This is a genomic window from Nonomuraea sp. NPDC050663 (assembly GCF_044456985.1).
Classification (GTDB): domain Bacteria; phylum Actinomycetota; class Actinomycetes; order Streptosporangiales; family Streptosporangiaceae; genus Nonomuraea.
Genome location: NZ_JBITGL010000024.1, coordinates 84,324 through 106,877 on the forward strand (window position 1 = coordinate 84,324; position 22,554 = coordinate 106,877).

At 69.8% G+C, this 22,554-nt stretch carries 23 protein-coding genes and 1 riboswitch; of the genes, 7 read left to right on the top strand and 16 right to left on the bottom strand.

Annotated elements, in window-relative coordinates; all coding sequences use genetic code 11:
• Positions 1-4: 4 nt before the first annotated feature.
• The 9 genes from ACIBH1_RS44295 to ACIBH1_RS44335 all read right to left on the bottom strand — a co-directional run bounded on the left by ACIBH1_RS44295 (position 5) and on the right by ACIBH1_RS44335 (position 9,720).
• Positions 5-385, bottom strand: a complete 381-nt coding sequence (locus ACIBH1_RS44295) for a VOC family protein (protein WP_397320116.1) — start codon at positions 383-385, stop codon at positions 5-7.
• Positions 352-1,803 carry an MFS transporter gene (locus ACIBH1_RS44300; RefSeq protein WP_397320117.1) on the bottom strand — a complete coding sequence of 484 codons (1,452 nt, stop codon included), beginning with the start codon at positions 1,801-1,803 and terminating at the stop codon, positions 352-354. Before ACIBH1_RS44300 ends, ACIBH1_RS44295 begins: the two co-directional genes overlap by 34 nt.
• A gap of 17 nt (positions 1,804-1,820) precedes the next feature.
• Positions 1,821-2,483: a Crp/Fnr family transcriptional regulator gene (locus ACIBH1_RS44305; protein ID WP_397320118.1), complete on the bottom strand. Its 663-nt coding sequence runs from the start codon at positions 2,481-2,483 to the stop codon at positions 1,821-1,823.
• The gene (locus tag ACIBH1_RS44310; RefSeq protein WP_397320119.1) at positions 2,480-4,489 is read right to left on the bottom strand and encodes an adenylate/guanylate cyclase domain-containing protein; all 2,010 of its coding nucleotides are present in this window, start codon (positions 4,487-4,489) and stop codon (positions 2,480-2,482) included. Before ACIBH1_RS44310 ends, ACIBH1_RS44305 begins: the two co-directional genes overlap by 4 nt.
• A 44-nt stretch (positions 4,490-4,533) precedes the next feature.
• A complete protein-coding gene (gene purL / locus ACIBH1_RS44315; protein ID WP_397320120.1) occupies positions 4,534-6,786 on the bottom strand; it encodes a phosphoribosylformylglycinamidine synthase subunit PurL in 2,253 nt (750 codons plus the stop codon).
• Positions 6,783-7,466: a phosphoribosylformylglycinamidine synthase subunit PurQ gene (gene purQ / locus ACIBH1_RS44320; RefSeq protein WP_397320121.1), complete on the bottom strand. Its 684-nt coding sequence runs from the start codon at positions 7,464-7,466 to the stop codon at positions 6,783-6,785. Before purQ ends, purL begins: the two co-directional genes overlap by 4 nt.
• A gap of 85 nt (positions 7,467-7,551) precedes the next feature.
• A complete protein-coding gene (locus ACIBH1_RS44325) occupies positions 7,552-7,938 on the bottom strand; it encodes an ATP-binding protein (protein ID WP_397320151.1) in 387 nt (128 codons plus the stop codon).
• Between the two features lie 221 nt (positions 7,939-8,159).
• Positions 8,160-8,405 carry a phosphoribosylformylglycinamidine synthase subunit PurS gene (gene purS, locus ACIBH1_RS44330; RefSeq protein ID WP_181616254.1) on the bottom strand — a complete coding sequence of 82 codons (246 nt, stop codon included), beginning with the start codon at positions 8,403-8,405 and terminating at the stop codon, positions 8,160-8,162.
• The gene (locus ACIBH1_RS44335; protein WP_397320122.1) at positions 8,359-9,720 is read right to left on the bottom strand and encodes a hypothetical protein; all 1,362 of its coding nucleotides are present in this window, start codon (positions 9,718-9,720) and stop codon (positions 8,359-8,361) included. The genes purS and ACIBH1_RS44335 overlap by 47 nt, the downstream gene beginning before the upstream one ends.
• A 231-nt stretch (positions 9,721-9,951) precedes the next feature.
• Here ACIBH1_RS44335 and pdhA point away from each other — a divergent pair, with 231 nt between their 5' ends.
• The 3 genes from pdhA to ACIBH1_RS44350 are packed head-to-tail and all read left to right on the top strand — an operon-like array spanning position 9,952 to position 13,411.
• On the top strand, positions 9,952-11,025 hold the full coding sequence (pdhA, locus tag ACIBH1_RS44340; RefSeq protein WP_397320123.1) for a pyruvate dehydrogenase (acetyl-transferring) E1 component subunit alpha: 1,074 nt from the start codon (positions 9,952-9,954) through the stop codon (positions 11,023-11,025).
• Positions 11,022-12,002, top strand: coding sequence for an alpha-ketoacid dehydrogenase subunit beta (locus tag ACIBH1_RS44345; protein ID WP_397320124.1), 981 nt, complete (start codon positions 11,022-11,024; stop codon positions 12,000-12,002). The genes pdhA and ACIBH1_RS44345 overlap by 4 nt, the downstream gene beginning before the upstream one ends.
• Before the next feature lie 11 nt (positions 12,003-12,013).
• Positions 12,014-13,411 (top strand): dihydrolipoamide acetyltransferase family protein, encoded by a 1,398-nt coding sequence (locus ACIBH1_RS44350; protein ID WP_397320125.1) that lies wholly within the window; start codon positions 12,014-12,016, stop codon positions 13,409-13,411.
• A gap of 2 nt (positions 13,412-13,413) precedes the next feature.
• On the opposite strand, the gene ACIBH1_RS44355 is transcribed toward ACIBH1_RS44350, so the two are convergent.
• On the bottom strand, positions 13,414-13,953 hold the full coding sequence (locus tag ACIBH1_RS44355) for a dihydrofolate reductase family protein (protein WP_397320126.1): 540 nt from the start codon (positions 13,951-13,953) through the stop codon (positions 13,414-13,416).
• 75 nt (positions 13,954-14,028) lie between these two features.
• On the opposite strand from ACIBH1_RS44355, the gene ACIBH1_RS44360 reads away from it, so the two are divergent.
• A complete protein-coding gene (locus ACIBH1_RS44360) occupies positions 14,029-14,709 on the top strand; it encodes a TetR/AcrR family transcriptional regulator (RefSeq protein WP_397320127.1) in 681 nt (226 codons plus the stop codon).
• Here the strand turns inward: ACIBH1_RS44360 and ACIBH1_RS44365 are convergent.
• From ACIBH1_RS44365 to ACIBH1_RS44380, 4 genes are read right to left on the bottom strand one after another with little or no spacing between them, the layout of a single operon-like run.
• On the bottom strand, positions 14,698-15,900 hold the full coding sequence (locus tag ACIBH1_RS44365) for an adenylosuccinate synthetase (protein WP_397320128.1): 1,203 nt from the start codon (positions 15,898-15,900) through the stop codon (positions 14,698-14,700). The two genes, ACIBH1_RS44360 and ACIBH1_RS44365, sit on opposite strands and share 12 nt — an antisense overlap.
• Positions 15,897-16,832, bottom strand: a complete 936-nt coding sequence (locus tag ACIBH1_RS44370; protein ID WP_397320129.1) for a hypothetical protein — start codon at positions 16,830-16,832, stop codon at positions 15,897-15,899. Before ACIBH1_RS44370 ends, ACIBH1_RS44365 begins: the two co-directional genes overlap by 4 nt.
• Before the next feature lies 1 nt (position 16,833).
• A complete protein-coding gene (locus tag ACIBH1_RS44375; RefSeq protein WP_397320130.1) occupies positions 16,834-17,697 on the bottom strand; it encodes a molecular chaperone DnaJ in 864 nt (287 codons plus the stop codon).
• The gene (locus tag ACIBH1_RS44380) at positions 17,694-18,410 is read right to left on the bottom strand and encodes an NUDIX hydrolase (protein WP_397320131.1); all 717 of its coding nucleotides are present in this window, start codon (positions 18,408-18,410) and stop codon (positions 17,694-17,696) included. The genes ACIBH1_RS44375 and ACIBH1_RS44380 overlap by 4 nt, the downstream gene beginning before the upstream one ends.
• A 68-nt stretch (positions 18,411-18,478) precedes the next feature.
• On the opposite strand from ACIBH1_RS44380, the gene ACIBH1_RS44385 reads away from it, so the two are divergent.
• Positions 18,479-18,775, top strand: a complete 297-nt coding sequence (locus ACIBH1_RS44385; RefSeq protein WP_397320132.1) for a Dabb family protein — start codon at positions 18,479-18,481, stop codon at positions 18,773-18,775.
• Here ACIBH1_RS44385 and ACIBH1_RS44390 read toward each other — a convergent pair.
• Together ACIBH1_RS44390 and ACIBH1_RS44395 are read right to left on the bottom strand one after the other, a co-directional pair.
• On the bottom strand, positions 18,772-18,996 hold the full coding sequence (locus ACIBH1_RS44390) for a hypothetical protein (RefSeq protein WP_397320133.1): 225 nt from the start codon (positions 18,994-18,996) through the stop codon (positions 18,772-18,774). The genes ACIBH1_RS44385 and ACIBH1_RS44390 overlap by 4 nt on opposite strands.
• Before the next feature lie 126 nt (positions 18,997-19,122).
• The gene (locus tag ACIBH1_RS44395) at positions 19,123-20,928 is read right to left on the bottom strand and encodes an acyl-CoA dehydrogenase (protein WP_397320134.1); all 1,806 of its coding nucleotides are present in this window, start codon (positions 20,926-20,928) and stop codon (positions 19,123-19,125) included.
• Positions 20,929-21,032: 104 nt separating this feature from the next.
• Here ACIBH1_RS44395 and ACIBH1_RS44400 point away from each other — a divergent pair, with 104 nt between their 5' ends.
• Both ACIBH1_RS44400 and ACIBH1_RS44405 read left to right on the top strand, forming a co-directional pair.
• Positions 21,033-21,827: a class I SAM-dependent methyltransferase gene (locus ACIBH1_RS44400; protein ID WP_397320135.1), complete on the top strand. Its 795-nt coding sequence runs from the start codon at positions 21,033-21,035 to the stop codon at positions 21,825-21,827.
• A 23-nt stretch (positions 21,828-21,850) separates the two neighbouring features.
• A riboswitch (guanidine-III (ykkC-III) riboswitch) is annotated at positions 21,851-21,917 on the top strand.
• A gap of 14 nt (positions 21,918-21,931) precedes the next feature.
• Positions 21,932-22,255: a DMT family transporter gene (locus ACIBH1_RS44405; RefSeq protein ID WP_397320136.1), complete on the top strand. Its 324-nt coding sequence runs from the start codon at positions 21,932-21,934 to the stop codon at positions 22,253-22,255.
• The last annotated feature ends 299 nt before the right edge of the window (positions 22,256-22,554 follow it).

Sequence of the window (22,554 nt, forward strand, 5' to 3'; positions counted from 1 at the left end):
CGAGTCACTCCCAGCGGGTCGCGTTGGAGTCGTCGAGCCGTCCCGGCTGCTCGACGATCACGCAGAACAGCAGTCCGGCCGGGTCGCGCATGACCCACCAGTGGTCGCCCACGTTCTGCACGCGCGTGGCGCCGAGCTTCTCCAGCCGGGTCACCTCGGCCTCCAGATCGTCGGTGTGGAAGTCGAGGTGCACCTTGGCCGGGCCCTCGCCCAGGCGCTGGACGAGAACGCCGAGGCCGTGCACCCTGACGCCGTGGTACTCGGGGTACTTCTCGAAGTTCTGGAACTCCTTGCCGACCGCGCTCTGCCAGAACGCCAGTTCGTCGTCGTGGGTCTCGGAGGGCGCGTCGATCACGATCTTGTCGAGCTTGCTGTAGTGGGCCATACGGAAGATCCTGGCGTGCGCCGGGGCTGCCTGGCCAGTGCCGCGGACAGCGCGCCGAGCAGCGACACGCAGAAGAGCACCGCGTAGGTGAGCCGGAAGCCGTCCATGAGCTGCCCGACCGCGACCGGTGAGAGCTGGGCGAGCGTGGCGGCGTAGACCTGGTCCCGTACGGCGGGCGGCACCGAGGAGGTCAGCAGCGTCAGCGAGAGCCCGACGCTCAGCACCAGCCCGACATTCATGATCATGAGCCGCAGCCCGTTGACGACGCCGAGGCTGTCGGCGGGCAGGGCGCTCATCATCTGCGTCGTGTTCCCCGTCAGGAACGTTCCGCTGCCGCATCCGGCCACGAACAGCCCGACCGCGAGCACCCAGTACGGCGTCGCGGGATCGATGTTGGCCATCAGCAGCCCGAGCCCGGCGGAGCTGAACACCGCGCCCCCGACCGTGACGGCGTACGGCGACACCCGCAGCAGGCCGGCGATGGGCGAGGCCACGGCCATCCCGACGGCCAGCGGCAGCACGCTGACCCCCGCGGTCAGCGCGTCGACCCCGCGGGCGACCTGGAAGTACAGCGCGGCCAGCAGCAGCAACGCCGAACGCGAGACGGCGTTGCAGAAGGAGGCGAAGTTGCCCAGCACCAGCAGCCGCCCGGCGAACAGGCGGGTGTCGAAGACCGGGTGGGAGGCGCGGCGCTCGACCAGCCAGATCAGGGGCACCAGCACCACGAACACGATGGCTCCGCCGTACGTGATCAGGACGGAGCCCGTTTCCGACAGGGCCAGCAGCAGGGCGGAGAGCGCCGCGAAGATCAGGGCGTTGCCGAGGCCGTCGATCGGCAGCTTCGGCCCGCGCGGGACCTTGCGCAGGATCAGCGCGCCGAGGGTCACCGACGCGATGCCGGGGACGACGTTGATCCAGAAGATCCACTGCCAGCCCGCCGTGTCGGCGATGAAGCCGCCCAGGGTGGGTCCGGTGAGCTGGGCGACGGACAGGGTGCCGATGTAGACGCCCATGCCGCGGCTGAGCTTCTCGGGCGGGAAGGCATGGGTGATGATGACCGCGCCGTTGGCCAGGATCATCGCCGCGGCGGCCGCCTGGAGCATGCGCATCGCGATGAGGAACCAGACGTTGGGGGAGAACCCGGCCAGCAGGGAGGCGATCGTGAACAGGGCGAAGCCCGCCAGGTAGGTCTCGCGCCGTCCCCACAGGTCGGCCACGCGGCCGAAGAAGACCATGCTGGCGGTCATGACCAGCAGGTACGACAGCAGGATCCAGCTCGACTCCAGCGGTCCGGCCTCGAAGTGGCGGACCACTGCCGGCAGGGCGACGTTGAGCGTGCTGCCGGCTACCCCGATGAGGACGAGGCCAATGCTGGCAACCGCGCAGACTCGCCAGGCATACCGGATATCGGGGGTCATATTTCTAGAATAACGTTCTATCTGGCTCGCTTCCTCAGCCCCTCCAGGTCATGGATGACCACGCGCCTCCTGCCGGTCTCGATCAGGCCCCGGTCGCGCAGCGCCCGCAGCGACTTGCTCACCGCTTCGCGCGAGGCCCCGGTCCATCCGGCCAGCTCGTCCTGCGACAGCGGCAGCGCCACGCGCACCCCGCCGTTGGTCTTCTCGCCGTAGCGCTCGGCCAGCTCGATCAGCCGGGTCGCCACTCGTCCCGTCGTGTCGAACGCGCCGTACTCGATGCGCTTGCGGTCGGAGTCGCGCAACCGCCCCACGACGAACTGCATGAGCAGGACGGCCACCCGGCCGTGGGTCTGCAGGAAGGCGATGAAGTCGCGCACCACGAACCCCTCGACGGGCTCCAGCGTGGTGACCGTGGCAGAACGCGGCGAGCCGTCGATCGCCCCCATCTCGCCCAGCAGGCTGCCGGGCCCGCGGATGGCGAGCACCACCTCGGTGCCGCTGGTGGTGTGCGAGGAGACCTTGACCCGGCCCTTGGTGAGCACGAGCACCCAGTCGGTGGTGTCGCCCTCCGTCATGATCGTCACCCCGCGCTCCCAGCGGCGGGGCCTCCCCGCGGCCCGCAGCTCGGCGATCTCCTCGGGGGTCAGCGTGGACATGAACTCGCCGGGCTCGGGAGTCATAGCGCGGCCAGTACGTATGCGGGAACCATTTCCGTCTTCCCCTTCAGGTTGAGTTCGCCCAGCGGCGTGACCTGCGCGCCATCGCCGACGAGATCGAGCGTGGTCTGCCCGATCACCACCGTTCCCGGCTCGGCCATCGTCTGCAGGCGGGCGGCGACGTTCACGCAGTCGCCCATGGCGTTGAATCCGCGCAGCTCAGGGCTGCCGATGTTGCCGACCAGGGCCATTCCGGTGTTCACGCCGACGCGGAAGGTCGGCCACTCGACGTCCTGGACCCAGGCGACCTCCTCGGAGATGCGCGCCGCCGCCTCCTGCATCTGCAACGCGGCCTGGCAGGCCGCCCGCGCGTGGTTGTCGAGGGTGGCGGGCGCGTTGAACAGCGCCAGCATCGCATCGCCCACGAACTGCACGATCGTGCCCTGGTTGGCCAGGATGCACGGCACCGCGGCGGTGTGGTAGCGGTTGAGCATCTCCACGATCTCGCCAGGCGAGACCCGCTCCGAGAACGTCGTGAAACCCTTCAGGTCGGCGAAGAGCGCGGTCAGTTGCTTGAGCTCGCCGCCCAGCGCCGCCTGCGTGGGATCGGCCAGCAGCGCGGCCGCCACGTCTGGCGACATGTACTGACGGAACAGCGTCTCCAGCTCGCCGTAGAGCCGGGCGTTCTCCAGCGTGATGGACAGCTGGATGGCCAGGGTCGAGGCCAGCGCCTCGTCCTGGCTGGTGCGGCCCACGGGCAGCTCGATCGCCCCGGCCAGCATGCCCTTGACCGTCAGCGGGTAGGCGACCCTGCCGTCCGCCCTGCTCGGCTCGTTGCCCGGGAAGGTGTACTGCCGCGAGCCGACCGCCACCCTGCCGTCGTTGACCAGGCCGATGCGCACGTCGCCGTAGGCCTGGCGCACCCGGTCGAGAGCCGTGGTGAGCATCTCGTGCTCGCCGATGCCGACCCTGGCCCGCGTGCCGATGTCGACCAGCGCGGCCAGCCGCTCCGACAGGTCACGCTCTCTGGCCAGGGCCTGACCCGCCCGGTCGATCACCTCGGCCTGCTTCTCGGTCAGCCCGAACTTGGCCGCCGTACGCTCGGCCGCCATGCGCTCGCCCCGCCGTACGTGCTCGACCAGCTCCTCCAGGGCGTCCTCGTAGGCCGACTGGATGGCGGCGACGGTCCGGGGGAGCGCGACCGAGTCGAACAGGCCCGCGCTGGAACCCTCGCGGCGGAACTGCAGGTAGGCGCTGTAGGCGACCAGCACGAACGCCAGCGTCAGCAGGACGTGCCACTCCCACCACGACAGCCGCCAGTTGAGCTGCGGCATCCCGGCGACCATGGCCTCGGCCAGCAGCGCGTAGGCCGTGAGCAGGCTGACCAGCACCGCGGACGGGCGCTTGCGGTAGAGGCGGTACATCATGACGCCCGCCGCGCCGTACAGCAGCAGGCCGGGAATGGACAGCCACACCAGCCAGCTGACCGGCGAGGCGTTGGGCGGCTGGCTCAGCGGGGTGATGTCGGGGATCAGCGAGGCCAGCCCCCACAGCAGCAGGACGCCGACGAGGATGCCGCGAATCAGGTTCTGCAGGTTCAGCACGGTCCGGGCGGCCTGCTCGCCCAGCGGCATCGCGGAGCTGAAGGCGAAGGCGCTGGCCACGGTGAGGCCGACCATCTGGCCGATGTCGAATCCCAGCGAGCCGGTGTCGAGGATCACCTGGGGAGTGGCCATGCCGTGCAGGAAGAAGAAGCCGGCGCTGCTGGTGAAGACCATCGAGACCAGGAAGAGCCTGGCGTCGTCGCGGCGGCGCGACGCTTCGCTGATGAGCAGTCCGAGCGCGGTGTTGAGACCGGCGACCGTGACGATCACCATGAAGTGGCTTGAATGGTGCTCCAACCTGACGTTGTGGTCGGGGTTGGCGAGCAGCACCCATAAGCCGAGCAGGGGGAGGGCGATATGGAGAGCCCAGACCACCGCCCGGACCGGTTGGGTCGCGGGCGGCAGGTAGGGACCGGGAGTAGCCACGGCCTCGATTATCCCCGAGGCCGGCCCTCCGCCAATGTGAAGATTTACCCGAACAGAGCGGGCAACGTGCTCTCGTGCGTCTGGCGCAACTCGGTCACCGGGATCTCCAGCACACCCTCGACGACCAGTGCGTCACCGCCGGTGGTGCCCAGGCCGTAGCAGGGCACCTCGTGGTCGCCGCAGAGCGCGGCCAGTTCCTCGAAGGCCTCCGGCCTGATCGCCACGAGCACCCGGGAGGCCGACTCGCTGAACAGGTCGACGAACGGGTCGCCGCCCAGCGTGACCGTGGCGCCGACGCCCCGCGCGAGGCAGGCCTCGGCCAGCGCGACGGCCAGGCCGCCGTCGGACAGGTCGTGCGAGCCCTCGATCAGCCCACGGCGGCCGGCCTCGACCAGCACCTCCGCCAGCTGCTTCTCGGCCTCGAGATCGGCCTCGGGCGGCAGCCCGCCGAGGTGGCCGTGGGCGACGTGCGCCCACTCGGAGCCGCCGAACTCCTCCTTCGTCTCGCCGAGCAGCAGGACCTTGAGTCCTTCTGCGACGAAACCGGAGCGGATGCGCTTGGAGACGTCGTCGATGACGCCGAGCACGCCGACCACGGGCGTGGGGTGGATGGCCTGGCTGCCGGTCTGGTTGTAGAAGGAGACGTTGCCGCCGGTCACCGGGACGCCCAGGGCGCGGCAGGCGTCGGCCAGGCCGCGGGTGGCCTCGGCGAACTGCCACATGACCTCGGGGTCCTCGGGGGAGCCGAAGTTGAGGCAGTTGGTGACCGCCAGCGGCTTGGCGCCGCTGGTGGCGACGTTGCGGAAGGCCTCGGCCAGGGCGAGCTGGGCGCCGGTGTACGGGTCGAGCCTGGTGTAGCGGCCGTTGCCGTCGGTGGCCAGCGCGATGCCGCGCGTGGTCTCGACGGCGCCCTCCATGTGCTCGGAGATGCGCAGCATGCCCGCGTCGGCCGGCTGGGCCAGCACGGTGTTGGAGCGCACGTACCTGTCGTACTGGGAGGTCACCCACTCCTTGGAGGCCACGTTGGGCGATCCGAGGAGCTGCAGCAGCGCCTGCTTCAGGTCGGCGGGGCGCTCCAGCGAGTCGGGCGTGTCGGCGTTGAGCGCCTGCTGGCCCGCGGGCTCGTGGAAGGGCCGCTGGTAGACGGGGCCGTCGTCGGCGGCGGTGCCCGGCGGGATGTCGACGATGACCTCGCCGCGCCACGTCATCACGAGGCGGCCGGTATCGGTCACCTCGCCGATCACGGTGGCGGGCACGTCCCACTTCTGGCAGATCGCCATGAAGGCCGGGATGTCGGACGGCCGGACCACGGCCATCATGCGCTCCTGCGACTCGCTCATCAGGATCTCCTCCGGGCGGAGGTTCGGATCGCGGAGCGGGACGAGGTCGAGGGTGACGTCCATGCCGCCGGTGCCCTTGGCGGCCAGCTCGGTCGTGGCGCAGGAGACGCCAGCGGCGCCCAGGTCCTGGATGCCCACGACCACGTCGGCCGCGTACAGCTCCAGGCAGCACTCGATGAGCAGCTTCTCCATGAACGGGTCGCCGACCTGGACGGCGGGCCGCTTGGCCTCGGAGCCGTCCTCGAAGGTCGCGCTCGCCAGGACGCTGGCGCCGCCGATGCCGTCGGGGCCGGTGGAGGCGCCGAAGAGCACCACCTTGTTGCCCGGGCCGGGCGCGGTGGCCAGCTTGATCTGGTCCTTGCGGAGCAGGCCCACGCAGAGCGCGTTGACCAGCGGGTTGCCGATGTAGCAAGGGTCGAAGACGACCTCGCCGCCGATGTTGGGCAGGCCCAGGCAGTTGCCGTAGTGGGAGATGCCCTCGACCACGCCGGGCAGCACGCGACGGGTGTCCTTGGCGTCGGCGGCTCCGAAGCGCAGCGCGTCCATGACGGCGATCGGGCGGGCGCCCATCGACATGATGTCGCGCACGATGCCGCCCACGCCGGTGGCCGCGCCCTGGTGGGGCTCGACGTAGCTCGGGTGGTTGTGCGACTCGATCTTGAAGGTGGCGGCCCAGCCGTCGCCGATGTCGACGACGCCGGCGTTCTCGCCCATGCCGACCAGCAGCGCCTCGGACGCCGGCGCCTTGGTCGCGAACTGCTTGAGATGCACCTTGGACGACTTGTAGGAGCAGTGCTCCGACCACATGACGGAGTAGATCGCCAGCTCCGAGGAGGTCGGGCGGCGGCCCAGGATCTCCTTGACCTTGTCGTACTCCTCGAGCTTCATGCCGAGCTCGGCGTACGGCATGGCCTCGTCGGGGGTCTCGCCCGCGCGCTTGACGTTGTCGGTGCTCATGCGTTCACCAGCTTCTTGAGGATGGAGGTGAAGAAGGCGCGCCCGTCGGTCGAGGGGGCTCCGACGAGCTCCTCGACGGCGTGCTCGGGGTGCGGCATGAGCCCGACGATCGTGCCGGTCTCGTTGGTGATGCCGGCGATGTCGTTGAGCGATCCGTTGGGGTTGCCGCCGAGGTAGCGGAAGACGACCCGGCCGGCGGACTCCAGCTCGGCCAGCGTCTCGTCGGAGGCGACGTAGCGGCCCTCGCCGTGCTTGACCGGCAGGACGATGTCCTGACCCTGCTCGAAGTCGCCGGTCCAGGCGGTGCGGTTGTTCTCCACGCGGATGCCCTGGTCGCGGCAGACGTAGTGCAGCGACGCGTTGCGGGTCAGCGCGCCGGGCAGCAGGTGGGCCTCGCACAGGATCTGGAAGCCGTTGCAGGTGCCGAGCACGGGCAACCCGGCCTTGGCGGCGGGGATCAGCTCGTCCATCAGCGGCGCGAACCGCGAGATCGCTCCACAGCGCAGGTAGTCGCCGTACGAGAATCCGCCGGGCAGGAAGACGGCGTCGACTCCCTTGAGATCATGGTCGGCGTGCCAGAGCGGCACGGCTTGCGCACCGGCCAGCCGTACGGCTCGAGCGGCGTCCTGGTCGTCGAGTGTTCCCGGGAAAGTGACCACGCCAACGCGGGCACCAGACATGACTTTCGTCCCCTCCAAGGCATGCGCCAGCGCACCGTCTCTTCCGGCGGACGGCGTCTGCGGCAGGCCCTAGGGTATCCGCTCCTCAGACAGCGGCGAGCTGCCGGGTCGGAGCCTGGCGCTCATCGTCCCAGGCCAGCTCCTTGCACAGGCGCACCGTGGTGCCGCGCCCCGGCGTGATGCCGAAGGAGATCTCGTCGACGACCGAGCGCATGATGAGCAGGCCCCGGCCGTTCTCGACCTCGGGCGGCGGGAAGTTGGCGGGGATGGTGGGAAGACCGGTGCCGTGGTCGGCGACGCGCACCTCGCAGCGGCCGAATCCGATGGCGGCGCTGACTTCGTAGCGGTTGGCGGGTCCTCCGTGGCGGACCGCGTTGGAGCAGGCCTCGGAGACCGCGAGAAGCATCTCGGCGATGCACGTTTCGCTCACGTTGAGCGAACGAAGGGCGTCGCCAAGCACTCGCCTGACCATCGGGATGCCTATCGCATCCCGAGGCAGTGCCAGCGAGAACTCAATGTCCACCGGTCTCCTCCGGGTGCCTGAATGTCACCTGAAGTAGGTTTCCCCGTGAAATCAGGGCTAACCGCAAAATCACGCGGTTGTTATTTAGTGTTGGCACGCCCGTGGGATTGTGGCATGGCAAAACCCGTCATTACCCCGTCACGGGGAATTCGGGTGTCAAATGTGCCGTACTACCCCTCGACGTGCACGGCGTAGTCCTCGATGACCGTGTTCGCCAGGAGCGTCTCGGCCATCTTTCGGACATCCGCAAGTGCCGCCTCGTCGGCCGGGCCGTCGAGCTCGATCTCGAAGCGCTTGCCCTGCCGTACCGCGCCGACCCCTTCGAAGCCGAGCCGCGGCAGCGCGCGGGCGATCGCCTGGCCCTGCGGGTCAAGGATTTCCGGCTTGAGCATGACGTCGACTATGACGCGGGCCACGAGGCTCCTCCATCGAATGGGGTCGGGATTCGCCCCTCAGCATAGTGAGGCCCGCGGCAAGGCAGGCCAAGGGGATGGCGGGGATGACGTAACGCAGGTCGAAAGCGGCCAGGAACGGAGGCGAGACGAGCAGCGCCAGGGCGGTCACCCCGGGGAAGAGCGCGTCCAGGTCACGCCTCCAGGCGGCGAAGCCCAGGGTGACCAGCAGGCCGAGGGTGAACAGCGGGAAGGGCAGGTAGCCGAACCGCTGGTAGGCGCGCAGCCAGCCGGCGAACGGCTCGTTGATCCCCGTCGACGCCGACGCGCCCTCGTAGGAGTCGGCCGTCTCCTTGGCGAAGTCCTTCAGCGGCCGTTCCACGGAGGGCAGCTTGTAGGGGCTGCTCTCGTCGGAGGCCGTGCGCTCCCAGCGGAAGAACTGCTTGAAGTCGACCGACACCGCCTGCAGGTAGTCGAAGGGCTGGGCCATGATCGCCTCGCGGGCGAACTGTCCCGCCAGCTCGTTGCGATGGGCGATGCCGGGGATCTTGAGCAGCGGCGAGAAGTCCTCCCACAACCAGTGCGGAGGATAGGGCCGCTGCTCGACCGGCATGTTCGGGCAGAGCACCGCGAGCTCGGCGGGCGGCCTGATGACCTCGCAGTCGGCGAAGCTCATCGTCCTGGACCACAGGAAGTTGCCGTCGGCCTGCGTGAGCGCGTAGGTGCCCTTCTCGGCCTTGGCCCACACGGCGTAGGCGCCGAGCGGCACCGCCCCCGCGACGAGCAGGGCGGTGAGCGAGCGCCAGCCGTACCTCTTGAGCAGGACGTACGCCGCGGCCAGCACGAGCAGGGGCAGGCCGACCGTGCGGAAGATCCCGGCCAGGCCGAGCAGCAGACCGGCCACCCCGGACGTCACTGGAGTGGACCGCCAGATCAGCAGGAGCACCGCCGCCGTGATCAGTACGATGAAGACCGCGTCCGCCATGATCATGTGCTCGAGGAGGATCATGAACTCGTCGAACAGAATCGGGGTGACCAGCAGCGTCGCGCCCCAGCCGGGCAGGCCGCGCTTACGCAGGAACGCGTAGATCGCCACGGCCAGCCCGACGACGGCCAGGTGCTGCAGCACGGTCACCAGCGTGAGGCTGTGCGCGGGTCGCAGCAGGGCCAGCAGCAGCGAGTAGCCCGACGGGCGCGTGGTGCCGGGTGCCAGCTCCTCGCGGAGGAAGGCGAAAGAGTCGGCCCAGAAATACAGGGCGGGCGAGTAGCCGACGACGGCCAGGAGCCTCAGGATCACGGCGGGCACCAGAGCGATGAGGAGTGCTCTGTGCGTTCGCATGGTCTTCCATTTCATGAGATGTCGGGCGTTAAGGCTAGCTAATTCCTGACGCTGGTTCGTGCCGCTTTCAAGGGGGAACGGGGAACATGTGGGGCTTGCGCGCAGGCCTGCATGCTCTGCCACCATGTCCCCATAAGCGTACGAACACCAACCAGTGGGACTACGTTCACGAAGCCAGGACTATGGTGGCGAACCCATCGAAATCTTGGCCCGACCGCACAGGAGTGGCACGTGACAGCAGACGCGCCTCCGGAGCTCGTCCAGTTGCTCACCCCAGAGGGAGAGCGGGTCGAGCACCCCGACTACGACATCGACCTGACGCCTGAAGAGGTCCGATCGCTCTATCGCGACCTGGTCCTCGTCCGGCGGATCGACTTGGAGGCCGTAGCGCTGCAGCGCCACGGCGAGCTCGGCATCTGGGCCTCGTTGCTCGGCCAGGAAGCGGCGCAGATCGGCTCGGGCCGCGCGCTCACCGACGACGACATGGCCTTCCCCACCTACCGCGAACACGGCGTCGCCTGGTGCCGCGACGTCGACCCGGTCAAGCTGCTGGGCCTGTTCCGCGGCGTCAACCACGGCGGCTGGGACCCCGCGGAGCACAACTTCCACCTGTACACGATCGTCATCGGCAGCCAGACCCTGCACGCCGTCGGCTACGCGATGGGCATCCAGCGCGACGGCGGCGACGGCGCCACGATCGTCTACTTCGGCGACGGCGCCTCCTCCCAGGGCGACGTGAACGAGTCGTTCGTCTGGGCCAGCGTCTTCAACGCCCCGATCGTCTTCTTCTGCCAGAACAACCAGTGGGCCATCTCCGAGCCCATCGAGAAGCAGTCGCGCATCCCGCTCTATCGCCGCGCCCACGGCTTCGGCTTCCCCGGCATCCGCGTCGACGGCAACGACGTCTTCGCCTGCCTCGCGGTGACCCGCCAGGCGCTGAAGAACGCGCGCGAAGGCCAGGGCCCGACCCTCATCGAGGCGTTCACCTACCGCATGGGCGCCCACACCACCACCGACGACCCCACGCGCTACCGCGTGGCCAGCGAGCTGGAGGCGTGGAAGCTCAAGGACCCGATCGAGCGGGTCAAGGCCTACCTGTTCAAGAACGAGCTGGCCGACCAGGAGTTCTTCGACGCCGTCGACGCCGAGGCCGAGAAGCTCGGAGCCGACCTGCGCCGCCGCTGCGTCGAGATGCCCGACCCGACGCCGATGGCGATGTTCGAGCACGTCTACTCCTCCGGCCACGCCCAGCTCGACGAGGAGCGCGCCACCTACGCCGGCTACCTGGAGGGGTTCGAGTCATGACGGTTCTGACCCTGTCCAAGGCTCTCAACGAGGGCATGCGCAAGGCCATGGAAGACGACTCCAAGGTCCTCATCATGGGCGAGGACGTCGGCAAGCTCGGCGGCGTCTTCCGCGTCACCGACGGCCTGCAGAAGGACTTCGGCGAAGACCGTGTCATCGACACGCCGCTCGCCGAGTCCGGCATCATCGGCACCGCCATCGGCCTGGCCCTGCGCGGCTTCCGCCCGGTGTGCGAGATCCAGTTCGACGGCTTCGTCTTCCCGGCCGCCGACCAGATCATCACCCAGCTCGCCAAGATGCCCATGCGCGCGCTCGGAGCCATCAGGCTGCCGATCGTCGTGCGCATCCCCTGCGGCGGCGGCATCGGCGCGGTCGAGCACCACAGCGAGTCGCCCGAGTCGTACTTCATCCACACCGCGGGCCTGCGCGTCGTGGCCTGCTCCAACCCGGCCGACGCCTACTCCATGATCCAGCAGGCCATCCGGAGCGACGACCCGGTCATCTTCTTCGAGCCCAAGCGCCGCTACTGGGAGAAGGCCGAGGTCGACACCGGCTCCACCGACTGGTGGGCGCCCTTCGACGAGGCCCAGGTCGTACGGCAGGGCAGCGACGTGACCCTGCTCGCCTACGGGCCCATGGTCAAGACCTGCCTCGAGGCGGCCACCGCCGCGGCCGAGGAAGGACGCTCGATGGAGGTCATCGACCTGCGCTCGCTCAACCCGCTCGACACCGGGCGCGTCTTCGAGTCGGTGCGCAAGACCGGCAGGGCCGTGGTGGTCCACGAGGCCCCGGTCACCGGCGGCTTCGGCGCCGAGCTCGCGGCGCGCATCACCGAGCAGTGCTTCTACCACCTGGAGTCGCCGGTGCTCAGGGTCGGCGGCTTCTCCACCCCGTACCCTCCGTCGAAGCTGGAGGAGCATTACCTGCCCGACCTGGACCGGGTGCTCGACGCCGTCGACCGCGCCTTCGGGTACTGAGGGGGTCGATCATGCGACGTGAGTTCAAGCTTCCCGACGTCGGTGAGGGTCTCACCGAGGCCGAGATCGTGCGCTGGCTGGTCAAGCCGGGCGATGCGGTCAAGGTTCACCAGGAGTTCGTGGAGATCGAGACGGCCAAGTCGATCGTGGCCCTGCCCATGCCGTGGGACGGCGTGGTCGCCGAGCTGATGGCCGACGAGGGGCAGACGGTCGACGTGGGGGTGGCGATCATCGCCATCGACACGGGCGAGGGCGGGGCGGACGCCGCGCCGTCCGAACGGATCGAGGCGCTGGCCGACGACATGGTGCCCAAGCCTCCGGCGGAGGGCGCCGTGGAGCCGGGCGCCCACGGCAGCCCGGCGCCCAAGGAGGAGCGCCAGGCCGTGCTGGTGGGCTACGGCGTCAAGACGGGCGCGGCCAAGCGCCGCCCCCGCAAGGCCACAGCGACCGACACGGCGGCCGAGACGGTGGCCCCTGCGGTGCCCGACGCGGCAACCGACGTCGCCCCAACCGCGCCGGCATCCGTTGAACCGTCGGCGGCCAAGCTGGCGGTCCTGGCCAAGCCCCCGGTCCGCAAGCTGGCCAAGGACCTGGGCGTCGACCTGACCACGGTCACGGGCACCGGCCCGCACGGCTCCATCACCCGCGACGACCTCAGGGCCGCCTCGGAGGCCCCGCCAGAGGCCGCCCCCGCCGTGCGGACGGCCGATCAGCCCAGGGAGGAGCGCATCCCCGTCAAGGGCGTGCGCAAGATGACCGCCCAGGCGATGGTCGCCAGCGCCTTCACCGCCCCCCACGTCACCGAGTTCCTCCAGGTCGACGTGACGGCGACGATGGAGGCCGTCAAGCGGCTCAGGGCGATGCCCGACTTCCAGGACGTCAAGGTCTCGCCGCTGCTCCTGGTCGCCAAGGCGGTCCTGACGGCGGCCAGGCGCTACCCGATGATCAACTCGGCGTGGACCGGCGAGGAGATCGTGGTGAAGCACTACGTGAACCTCGGCATCGCCGCCGCGACGCCGAGGGGCCTGATCGTCCCCAACATCAAGGACGCCGACACCAGGTCGTTGCCCGATCTGGCCAAGGCGCTCAACCAGCTGGCCGAGACGGCCAGGTCGGGCAGGACCCAGCCCGCCGAGATGGCGGGCGGCACGTTCACGATCACCAATGTCGGCGTCTTCGGCGTCGACACCGGCACTCCGATCATCAATCCCGGCGAGTCGGCGATCCTGGCGTTCGGCCAGGTCAGAGACATGCCGTGGGTGGTCGACGGTGAGCTGGCGGTCAGGAAGGTCACGACCCTGGCCCTGTCGTTCGACCACCGGTTGGTCGACGGCGAGCTGGGCTCGCTGTTCCTGCGTGACGTGGGCGCCATGCTGGAGGATCCCCTCCGCATGCTCGCCTGGAGCTGACGTCAGCGGGCGGGACGGTAGGCGACGATGACCGTCCCGCTGCTGGTCGGCTTGGCCTCGACGAGCTCCAGCTTCTTGAGCTCGCCGTTGTCGAAGAGCTTGGCGCCCTTGCCCGCGACCACCGGGTGGATGAGGAGGCGCAGCTCGTCGAGCAGGTCGAGCTCCAGCAGCGAGCGCACGAGCGTGGGGCTGCCGCCGACGCCGATGCCGCCGCCGGGCTGGTTCTTCAGCTCGGTGACGGCCTTGCTCAGGTCGCCGGTCAGAAGGGTGCTGTTCTGCCACTCGTCCGTCGACTCGAGCGTGGTCGACACGACGTACTTCGGAGTCTCGTTGATCCAGCTGGCGAACGGCTCCTCGTCGGAGGTGGGCCAGTAGCCGGCCCACTCCTGGTAGGAGACGCGGCCGAGCAGGATGGCGTCTTGCGCCGAGGTGACGGTGGTGATCTCCTCGCCCATCTCGTCGTCGAAGGCGAACTGCCACTGGTCGGGGGCCTCGACCACGCCGTCGAGGGAGATGAACAGGCTGGCGACGAGCTTACGCATGTGGATCTCCTTGGGAAACCTGTGTGTCCGGCGGACACACAGTATCCATCGGACACATGCGTGTAAAGTGGAAACATGAGCAAGTTGTGGGAGGCTCCACCGAGCCGGGAGCGGCCGGTGCTGAGCGTCCCGGTCATCGCCAGGGCCGCCATCGAGCTGGCCGACCAGGAGGGCATCGACGCGCTGTCCATGCAGCGGGTGGCCGCCGTCCTCGGGTTCACCAAGATGGCCCTCTACCGCCACGTGAGCGACAAGGCCGAGCTCCTGGCCGTCATGGTCGACGTCGCGGTGGGCGAGCCGCCCCAGTTGGGGGCGGGCGACTGGCGGGCCAGGCTGGAGAGCTTCCTGGCCGCCCTGAGCGCGGTGTGGGAGCGCCACCCGTGGCTGCCGTGGGTGACGCTCGGCGACCGCATGATGGGCCCGCGAGAGATGGCCTGGGTGGAGTGCGCGCTCACCGCGCTCGACGACACGGGGCTGTCCGGCGTCGAGAAGATGGACGCCGTGACCCTGCTGTTCGGGCACATACGCAACACCCAGTCGTCGGGAACCGCCGGCACCCAGCCCTGGGCCGAGGACCACCAGGTCCGCGAGCCGTACAAGGAGTTGCTCGAGCGCCACGGCGACCGGTTCCCCGCCCTGTCGGCCACGCTGGCCGGCATCGGCGACGCGCCGGGCGACTTCGGGCGCCGCTTCGGGCTCGACTGCATCCTCGACGGTCTGGCCGTACGGATCGGCCGGGCCGCGTCAGGCGCGTGACGAGGCTTCCAGCACGCCCTTGTCGTCGCTCGTCGGCCCCCAGGAGCCGAGGACGACCGGCACGCCGAGCGCCTCGGCGACGGCCGAGGGCCAGTCCGTGACCGCCTCGCCGTACACCGGGCGTTCGTGGCGCAGCCGCTCGGTGAGCCGTTCCTGGGCCTCCAGCTCGCCGCTGACCGGCAGGGAGGCGAGCCCGGTGTACTCCCGGCACATGCGGGAGACGGGCGCGTCGAGGTGGGTGAGGACCAGGCCGTCGGCCCCGCCCGCGACGTCGAGGGCGTAGCGGTGGGCGACCGCGTCGAAGTGGCCCAGGCGGAAGGCGCCCTGCCAGGCGTTGCCCGCGTTGTGGCGCTCCGGCGCCTCCAGCGACGGGTCCTCGGTGACCAGCGGTCCGGCGCCGTGGCGGGGCGTGTAGGTGCGCAGCACGCCGAGCCGTACGGCAGGCGCGCCGCCCAGGAGCTCCATGGCGTTGGCGAAGGTCGTGGTGCTCCACGTGGTGTACGGGTGGAAGCCGTGCCACTCGTCGAGCAGCACGCCCTGGGCGCCCTCGAAGACCAGGGTGCCCGTGGGCAGCGCGTCGCTGAGCCGTACCCTCTCGGCGAAGGCCAGGAAGGCGTCGGCGACGGCCGCCACCGGCGGGCCGCCGACCCCGAGCGCCTGGCGCAGGTGGGTGAGCTTGACCCGCAGGCGGCCTGGCAGCACGCAGTCGCCCGCGCGCAGGGCCAGCTCGGGCCGCTCGATCGCCCAGCGCATGGTCTCGCCGACGCCCATGCCGCAGGAGCCGTGCCGGTCCGCGCCGCGCGCCAGCTCGCGCTGCCGGCCGGCCTCGACGTGGTACGGCGTGGCGACGAGCGCACCGGGATCGATGGTGATCATGGAGAACGGGTCGGCCAGGCCGAGCTCCATGAGGTGCCCGGCCTCGGCCGACAACGCCAGGGGGTCGACCACCACGTGCCGCGACAGGTGGGTGCGCACGCCGCGCAGGGTGCCGGAGCCGAACTGGGCGAAGGTGTGGTGGGTGCCGTCGGGCAGCACCACGTTGTGCGCGGCCTGGGCGCCACCGTTGAAGCGCACCACCGCGTCGACCGGCCGTGTCGCGCACAGCCAGTCGACGACGGTGCCCTTGCCCGCGTCGCCGTACCCGAGGTCGACGACGACGTAGTTGGTGTCTCCTGCGTCCAGGAGGTTCACGGGTCGAGGCCTTCGAGCGGCGACGAGACCACCAGCGAGCCGCGGTCCAGCTTGGCCAGCGCCTTGCCCACCGAGGCGCCGGCGGTCGAGCCGGTCGCGGCCAGGTCGGCCAGGCCGTCGTCGAGCCCGATGGCGTCCTCGCCGAGCCCCACGGTCAGCGCGATGGTCTCGGAGACCGCGTCGAGGTCGTCGAGCTCCAGGACGTTCTGCCCGAGCAGCGCGCGCCAGGCGTCGAGCACCTCCCGGTCACCCGCGTAGCCCGCGCCCGCGGGGAGGATGTAGTACACGTCGTACATGCGCTTGAGCTCGGCCACGATCTCCTTGACCGGGATGTCCTGCCCGAGCCCGTCGCCGACGACGCCCTCCACCTCCCGGCGCTTCACCGTCCGGTAGGGGAGCTCGTCGCCGATGATGAACAGGTAGCCGCGGCGCCCGCGCTTCTCGAAGCAGTCGATCTTCGTGTGCCGCGCCATGAAGTACATGGCCAGCTCGTACGACTCGGTCTTCTGCCCTCCTCCGCCGCCTTCGATGAGGATCTGGCCGAGCTGGTCGTCCATGCGGTTGTCGGACTCGAACTGGCCCACCTGCAGCGGAGCCCGGTCGCAGGTGGCGTCGCCGATGGCCCCGAACATGATCTGCGGGTCGGTGGCGTACCCCTTCCTGAGCAGCAGCCCGAGCAGGTCGGGCAGCTTGGTCTGCAGGACCCTGGGCACGCCGCCCATCGAGCCGGTCACGTCGAAGAGCACCGCGATGGCCAGCGAGTCGGGGTGCTCGTCCGAGTCGCGGCTCTCCCGCGTCACACCGCGCGGGTCGAGGTCGGGGTGGGTGCTGCGGGCGCCGCTGTCGCTGTAGGCGAAGGCGCTGGCGCCGGTCGCCGCCCGGTAGCGGGCCGCGGAGGTGTAGACGTCGGTGGACCAGATGCCGCTTCCCATGTCAGATCTCCAGAGGTCGATACTTGCGTGGTCCGTACAGCTCTTCGAGCAGGTCGTCGAGCTCCCTGAGCAGGGCCCAGGCGTCGGAGGGCGGCCGGCGGCGGCAGCCCTCGACGAAGGCGCGCATGCTGCGCGGCGGGTCGTCGAGCAGGCCGGCCACCGAGGCGCTCAGCTGCCCGATGTCGCGGGCCGGGTCGTCGCCCGCCCGGCACCAGTCGACGAGGATCAGGCCGTGGTCGAGGGGATGGATGAGGACGTGCCGGGGGAACACGGCGCCGTGCGACAGGCCCGCCCGGTGGGCGACGCCGACCGCGACCAGGAGGCGGCGCCAGATCCACGCCACGTCGCGGGGGTCGAGCCTGGTGCGGACGACGCTCAGCGGGACGAAACCGTCGGGCGCCCGGCTGATCACGTTGGCCTGGCGTTCCCGGGAGCCCGCCCGGTGGCGGAAGCTCGCCACCAGGCGTGGGATGTACGGCAGGAGCCGAGGGTCACCTTCCGCGGCGATCGTCCGTAACGCCTCGGCCTCCCGCCGGAGCAGATGGTTGTCACCCGGGTCGCGTGGCAGCTTGAGCACCAGGTCGTCATCCGCCGGGTAGAGCATCGCCGTGCCGCCCCTGTGCATCGGCGACCCGACGCGGTAGCGGCCGACCCGAATGCCCTTGGTGTGGTCGGCCCACAGCGTGGCCAGCCGCGCGAACGCGGCAGCCGTGCCGGGGGACAGGTCGGGGTGCAGGAGCCTGGCCAGGCGGCGGTAGGTGCCCGCCGGGTCGCTCGCGAACAACTCGGCGGCCGACCTGGCTCCCATGACCGCTGCCGCAGCCTCCCGCGCATTCGCCGGCCGTACGGAGGGGCGCGCGCTCACCGGATCTCCTCCTCGCGCGAGGGCCGCAGCAGCGCCGGGTGCAGGAGCTTGGCGTCGCCTGCGGTGTAGAGCTTGGCCCGGGGCCCGCCCTTCGGCCCGCCGGTCTGCGTCGTCTCCCCGGTGCCCTCCACGAACCCCGGCACCGAGAGCACCTTGCGGTGGAAGTTGCCCGCGTGCAGCGCCGTGCCCCACACGCTCTCGTAGATCAGGCGCAGCTCCGACACCGTGAAGGTGCCCGGCAGGAAGGCCGTGGCCAGCGGCGTGTACTCCAGCTTGGACCTGGCCCGCTCGATGCCGTCGTTCAGGATGCGCTCGTGGTCGAAGGCCAGCGGCGGCAGGTCGTCGACCGGGTGCCAGACGGCCTGGGCCGCGTCGCTGCCCGCCATCGGATCCGGCAGGTCGGGGCCGAACGCCAGGTAGGCGATGGAGACCACCCGCATGCGCGGGTCACGTTCCGGCGTGCCGTACGAGCCCAGCTGTTCGAGGTGCGCGGGCCTGATGCCGAGCCCGGTCTCCTCGCCCAGCTCGCGGACGGCCGCCGCGTCGAGGTTCTCGTCGGGCCGCACGAAGCCGCCCGGCAGGGCCCAGTGACCGAGGAAGGGCTGCACACCGCGTTCGACGATCAGCACGTTGAGCCGCCGGTCGCGGATGGTCAGCGCCACCACGTCAACGGTCACCGCCACGGGCGGGTAGTCCCTCGGGTTGTACCCCATCACCAGTCCTTCTCTCAGTGAGACAATCTCATAATGAGAACAACTGGCTTCGCTGTCAAGCTAGGGCCATGACTTTTCGCCACATCGTGCTGCTGAAGTGGATCGACTCGGCCACCGAGGAGCAGAAGGCCGCCGTGCTCGAGGAACTGAGCAAGCTGCCCGCCGAGATCCCCCAGATGCGCAGCTACACCCTCGGGCCCGACGCAGGGGTCTCCGAGGGCAACTACGACTTCGGGATCATCGGGGAGTTCGACTCAGCCGAGGACTTCTTCGTCTATCGCGACCATCCGCTGCACCAGCAGGTGATCAGCGAGCGCATCAAGCCGATCCTGGCCGCCCGCGCGGCCGTCCAGCACCAGATCTAGAGGTCGGGCGGGTTGATCTCCCGGCGCGCCAGCCGCTCCTCCGAGGTCTGGCCGCGCCGGGAACCCATGAAGATGCTCAGCAACACGCCCACGCCGCCCACGATCATGAAGATCAGGCCCACCCGGTCCATGTGCACCGACGTGCCGAACACATCGGGTTCGATCGCGAAATACAGGATGGCGCCGAGCGTGAGGAAGAAGATGCTGACCCCGACACCCATGGCGACCTCCGGAGGGTAAAGAGCGCGTACGCCAACCGTCATACCCCATCTTGCCCCCTCAAGCAGAGGGCGGCGCCACCACGAAGGTGACGCCGCCCTTGCGGCCTGCCGCGGGAGCAGGTGTCCTTAGAAGGCCTCCTCCGGCAGCTCCATCAGGCTCAGGTCGGTCGCCGCGAGAACGCGGCGCTCGACGGCCAGACGGGGCAGCACGGTGTGCGCGAAGAACGACGCGGCGGCGACCTTGCCCTGGTAGAACGCGTCCTCACGCTCGGCCAGCTTGCCCAGCGCGATCTCGGACTGGCGCAGCAGCAGCCAGCCGATCACCAGGTCGCCCAGACCCATGAGGAAGCGGGTGGAGTTGAGACCCACCTTGTAGACCTCGCGCGGCGCCTCCAGCGAGCCGATCGCCCAGCCGGCCATGGTGTCGCCCATGGCCTTGAGCTCGGCGGCGGCCTCGGCCAGGAGCTTGCGCTCCTCCTTCAGGCGGCCGTTGCCCGCCTCGGAGGCGGCGAAGGCGTTGATCTCGTCGAGGAGCGAGCCCAGCGCCTGGCCCTGGTTGCGCAGGATCTTGCGGAAGAACAGGTCGAGACCCTGGATCGCGGTGGTGCCCTCGTAGAGGGAGTCGATCTTGGCGTCGCGGATGTACTGCTCGATCGGGTAATCCTGCAGGTAGCCGGAGCCGCCCAGGGTCTGCAGCGAGCGGGTGAGCATCTCGTAGGAGCGCTCGGAGCCGACGCCCTTGACCAGCGGGAGCAGCAGGTCGTTCATCGCCTCTGCCGCGTGGTCCTCGGGGTTGATCTGCACGGCGTCCTGGAAGGTCGCGGTGTAGAGCACCAGGGCGCGCATGCCCTCGGCGTAGGCCTTCTGGAGCATCAGCTCGCGGCGCACGTCGGGGTGGTGGGTGATGGCGACGCGCGGGGCGCTCTTGTCCATCATCTGGGTCAGGTCGGCGCCCTGGACGCGGGACTTGGCGTAATCGAGCGCGTTCAGGTAACCGGTCGAGAGCGTGGCGATGGCCTTGGTGCCGACCATCATGCGGGCGTGCTCGATGACCATGAACATCTGCTTGATGCCCTCGTGCACGTCACCGATCAGCCAGCCGACGGCCGGGTGCTTGTCGCCGAAGGTGAGCTCGCAGGTCGTGGAGACCTTCAGACCCATCTTCTTCTCGACGTTGGTGACGTAGGCGCCGTTGCGCTCGCCGAGCTCACCGGTCTCCAGGTCCACGTGGAACTTGGGCACCAGGAACATCGACAGGCCCTTGGTGCCGGGGCCGTGGCCCTCGGGGCGCGCCAGGACCAGGTGGAAGATGTTCTCGGCCATGTCGTGCTCGGCGCTGGTGATGAAGCGCTTGACGCCCTCGATGTGCCAGGAACCGTCGGGCTGCTGCACCGCCTTGGCGCGGCCGGCGCCCACGTCCGAACCCGCGTCGGGCTCGGTGAGCACCATGGTGGCGCCCCAGTTGCGCTCGATCGCCAGCTCGGCGAAGCGCTTCTGCGACGCGTTGCCGAGCGTCCACAGCGTGAGCGCGAAGTTCGGGCCCGCCGCGTACATGTGCAGGGCGGGGTTGGAGCCCAGCACCATCTCGGCGACGGCCCACGCCAGCGAGCGCGGGATGCCGGGGCCGCCAAGCTCGACCGGCAGGTCGAGCAGGCCCCAGCCGCCGTCCATGAGGGCCTTGAAGGACTTCTTGACGCCGTCGGGGACGGTCACCGTGCTGGTGGCGGGATCGAAGACGGGCGGGGTGCGGTCGCCCTCCTCGAACGAGTCGGCCAGGACTCCCGTGGCCAGACGATTCATCTCGTCCAGCAGACTGCGGGCAGTGTCCTCGTCCACGTCCTCGTAGCGACCCTTGCCGAGGATCTCGCCGCGGCCGAACACCTCGAAGAGGTTGAACTCAAGGTCGCGCACGTTGCTCTTGTAGTGGCCCATGGCTGGTGCTCCTTGGAACCGGAGGGGATTTTAGTACTGGCGAGTAACCTTACTCGCAATGCTACCCGCGAGTAACCGTGCATATGCGTGGCATGCTCAAGTTCATGGATGCCGATGCACTAGACGCCCGCTGGCGCGCTCACCTGGAGTCGTGGGCGATCCCGGCGCGCATCCTCGACGGCGCCGCCGCCGACCCCTGGGCCCACCACCCCCACCGGTTTGGCATCCGCAGCGACCTGGCCGTCGCCGTCTCCGACCGCGGGCCCACCATGAGCCGCGTCGCCGAACTCCTGCCCGGCTCCCTCCTCGACGTGGGCGCCGGCACCGGCGCATCCTCGCTGCCCCTGCGCGCCCAGCTCACCTCGCTCGTCGCCGTCGACACCTCGGCCGCCATGCTCGCCGAGCTCACCGTCCGCGCCGACAAACTCGGCGTCCCCGTCGACACCGTCGAAGGACGCTGGCCCGACGTCGCCCCCGCCGTCCCCTCCGCCGACGTCGCCGTCGCCGCCCACGTCGTCTACAACGTGCCCGACCTCGCCGACTTCCTGCGCGCCCTCAACACCCACGCCAGGCACCGCGTGGTCCTCGAACTCACACACCGGCACCCCATGAGCTGGCTCGGACCGCTCTGGGAGCACTTCCACTCGCTCAAGAGACCCGTGCGGCCCATCGCGGAAGACTGCGTCGCCCTCGCCGCCGCGCTCGGCTTCGCCGTCCAGGTCGACGAACGCGAGGCGCCGCTCGAGAGGTTCACCACCATCGACGAACTCGCCACCAGCGCGTGCCGCCGCCTGTGCCTCGACCCCTCCCGCGCCCCGGAGGTCGCCGACACCGCCACGGAACTGGGCATGTGGCCCGTCCCGCGCGACCGCTGGGTCACCATCTGGTGGAATGTCTGACCTCACACCGCCGTTATGGCGTTGTGAGGGGTGGATCCCCGCTCCTCCCGGACGAGACGCGCCGTACCCGGACCGCCAAGACGACGCGCCTTCGGGAGGTTGTCATGGCATGGATCCTTCTCGTCGCCGCCGGGCTCTTCGAGGTCGCGATGGCCTACTCGTTGAAGATGAGCTCCGGGTTCTCCCAACTGTGGTGGACGGTGTCGTTCCTCGTCTTCGCGATCGCGAGCTTCGGGCTGCTGGCCTACGCGCTCAAGTCGCTCGAGGTGGGGACGGCTTACGCGGTGTGGACGGGCATCGGGGCCGTCGGCACGGCGACGCTGGGGATGATCGCGCTGGGGGACGACTTCTCGGCGGTGAAGGTGGGCTCGATCGCCCTCATCCTCATCGGTGTGGTGGGACTCAACCTCGCCGGCGCCGGCCACTAGCCCCCGCCTTCCCACCCGGCCGCCCGCCCACCCACCCGCCCCTGGTCCCGCCCGGGCCGGGGGCCTCTGGCAGTTTCCGTCCGCGGCGGGGTAGGGCCTGACTTCTCGATTGTCTTCGACGCGCGAGATCGGGCTCTACTACCCCTACATTCACATTCGCGAGGAGGCGTGGCTCAAGGCCGCCGCTGGCCCGGGCTGGCGAGAATCGTTCCGCGCCACTACACAACACTCGACACCCGTACCGCGAGGGAACTGGATGACGCGCTAGGCCTCTTCACAAATGTGGACCCGGCGCCCGC

Coding starts and splice junctions, on each gene's coding strand:
- ACIBH1_RS44380 (WP_397320131.1), bottom strand. CDS start 18,410: ATGGGGTACAACCCGAGGGACTACCCGCCCGTGGCGGTGACCGTTGAC.
- ACIBH1_RS44355 (WP_397320126.1), bottom strand. CDS start 13,953: ATGCGTAAGCTCGTCGCCAGCCTGTTCATCTCCCTCGACGGCGTGGTC.
- ACIBH1_RS44405 (WP_397320136.1), top strand. CDS start 21,932: ATGGCATGGATCCTTCTCGTCGCCGCCGGGCTCTTCGAGGTCGCGATG.
- ACIBH1_RS44350 (WP_397320125.1), top strand. CDS start 12,014: ATGCGACGTGAGTTCAAGCTTCCCGACGTCGGTGAGGGTCTCACCGAG.
- ACIBH1_RS44390 (WP_397320133.1), bottom strand. CDS start 18,996: ATGGGTGTCGGGGTCAGCATCTTCTTCCTCACGCTCGGCGCCATCCTG.
- ACIBH1_RS44400 (WP_397320135.1), top strand. CDS start 21,033: ATGGATGCCGATGCACTAGACGCCCGCTGGCGCGCTCACCTGGAGTCG.
- purL (WP_397320120.1), bottom strand. CDS start 6,786: ATGAGCACCGACAACGTCAAGCGCGCGGGCGAGACCCCCGACGAGGCC.
- ACIBH1_RS44295 (WP_397320116.1), bottom strand. CDS start 385: ATGGCCCACTACAGCAAGCTCGACAAGATCGTGATCGACGCGCCCTCC.
- ACIBH1_RS44395 (WP_397320134.1), bottom strand. CDS start 20,928: ATGGGCCACTACAAGAGCAACGTGCGCGACCTTGAGTTCAACCTCTTC.
- ACIBH1_RS44360 (WP_397320127.1), top strand. CDS start 14,029: ATGAGCAAGTTGTGGGAGGCTCCACCGAGCCGGGAGCGGCCGGTGCTG.
- ACIBH1_RS44385 (WP_397320132.1), top strand. CDS start 18,479: ATGACTTTTCGCCACATCGTGCTGCTGAAGTGGATCGACTCGGCCACC.
- ACIBH1_RS44300 (WP_397320117.1), bottom strand. CDS start 1,803: ATGACCCCCGATATCCGGTATGCCTGGCGAGTCTGCGCGGTTGCCAGC.
- ACIBH1_RS44305 (WP_397320118.1), bottom strand. CDS start 2,483: ATGACTCCCGAGCCCGGCGAGTTCATGTCCACGCTGACCCCCGAGGAG.
- purQ (WP_397320121.1), bottom strand. CDS start 7,466: ATGTCTGGTGCCCGCGTTGGCGTGGTCACTTTCCCGGGAACACTCGAC.
- ACIBH1_RS44345 (WP_397320124.1), top strand. CDS start 11,022: ATGACGGTTCTGACCCTGTCCAAGGCTCTCAACGAGGGCATGCGCAAG.
- ACIBH1_RS44370 (WP_397320129.1), bottom strand. CDS start 16,832: ATGGGAAGCGGCATCTGGTCCACCGACGTCTACACCTCCGCGGCCCGC.
- ACIBH1_RS44335 (WP_397320122.1), bottom strand. CDS start 9,720: ATGCGAACGCACAGAGCACTCCTCATCGCTCTGGTGCCCGCCGTGATC.
- ACIBH1_RS44325 (WP_397320151.1), bottom strand. CDS start 7,938: ATGGTCAGGCGAGTGCTTGGCGACGCCCTTCGTTCGCTCAACGTGAGC.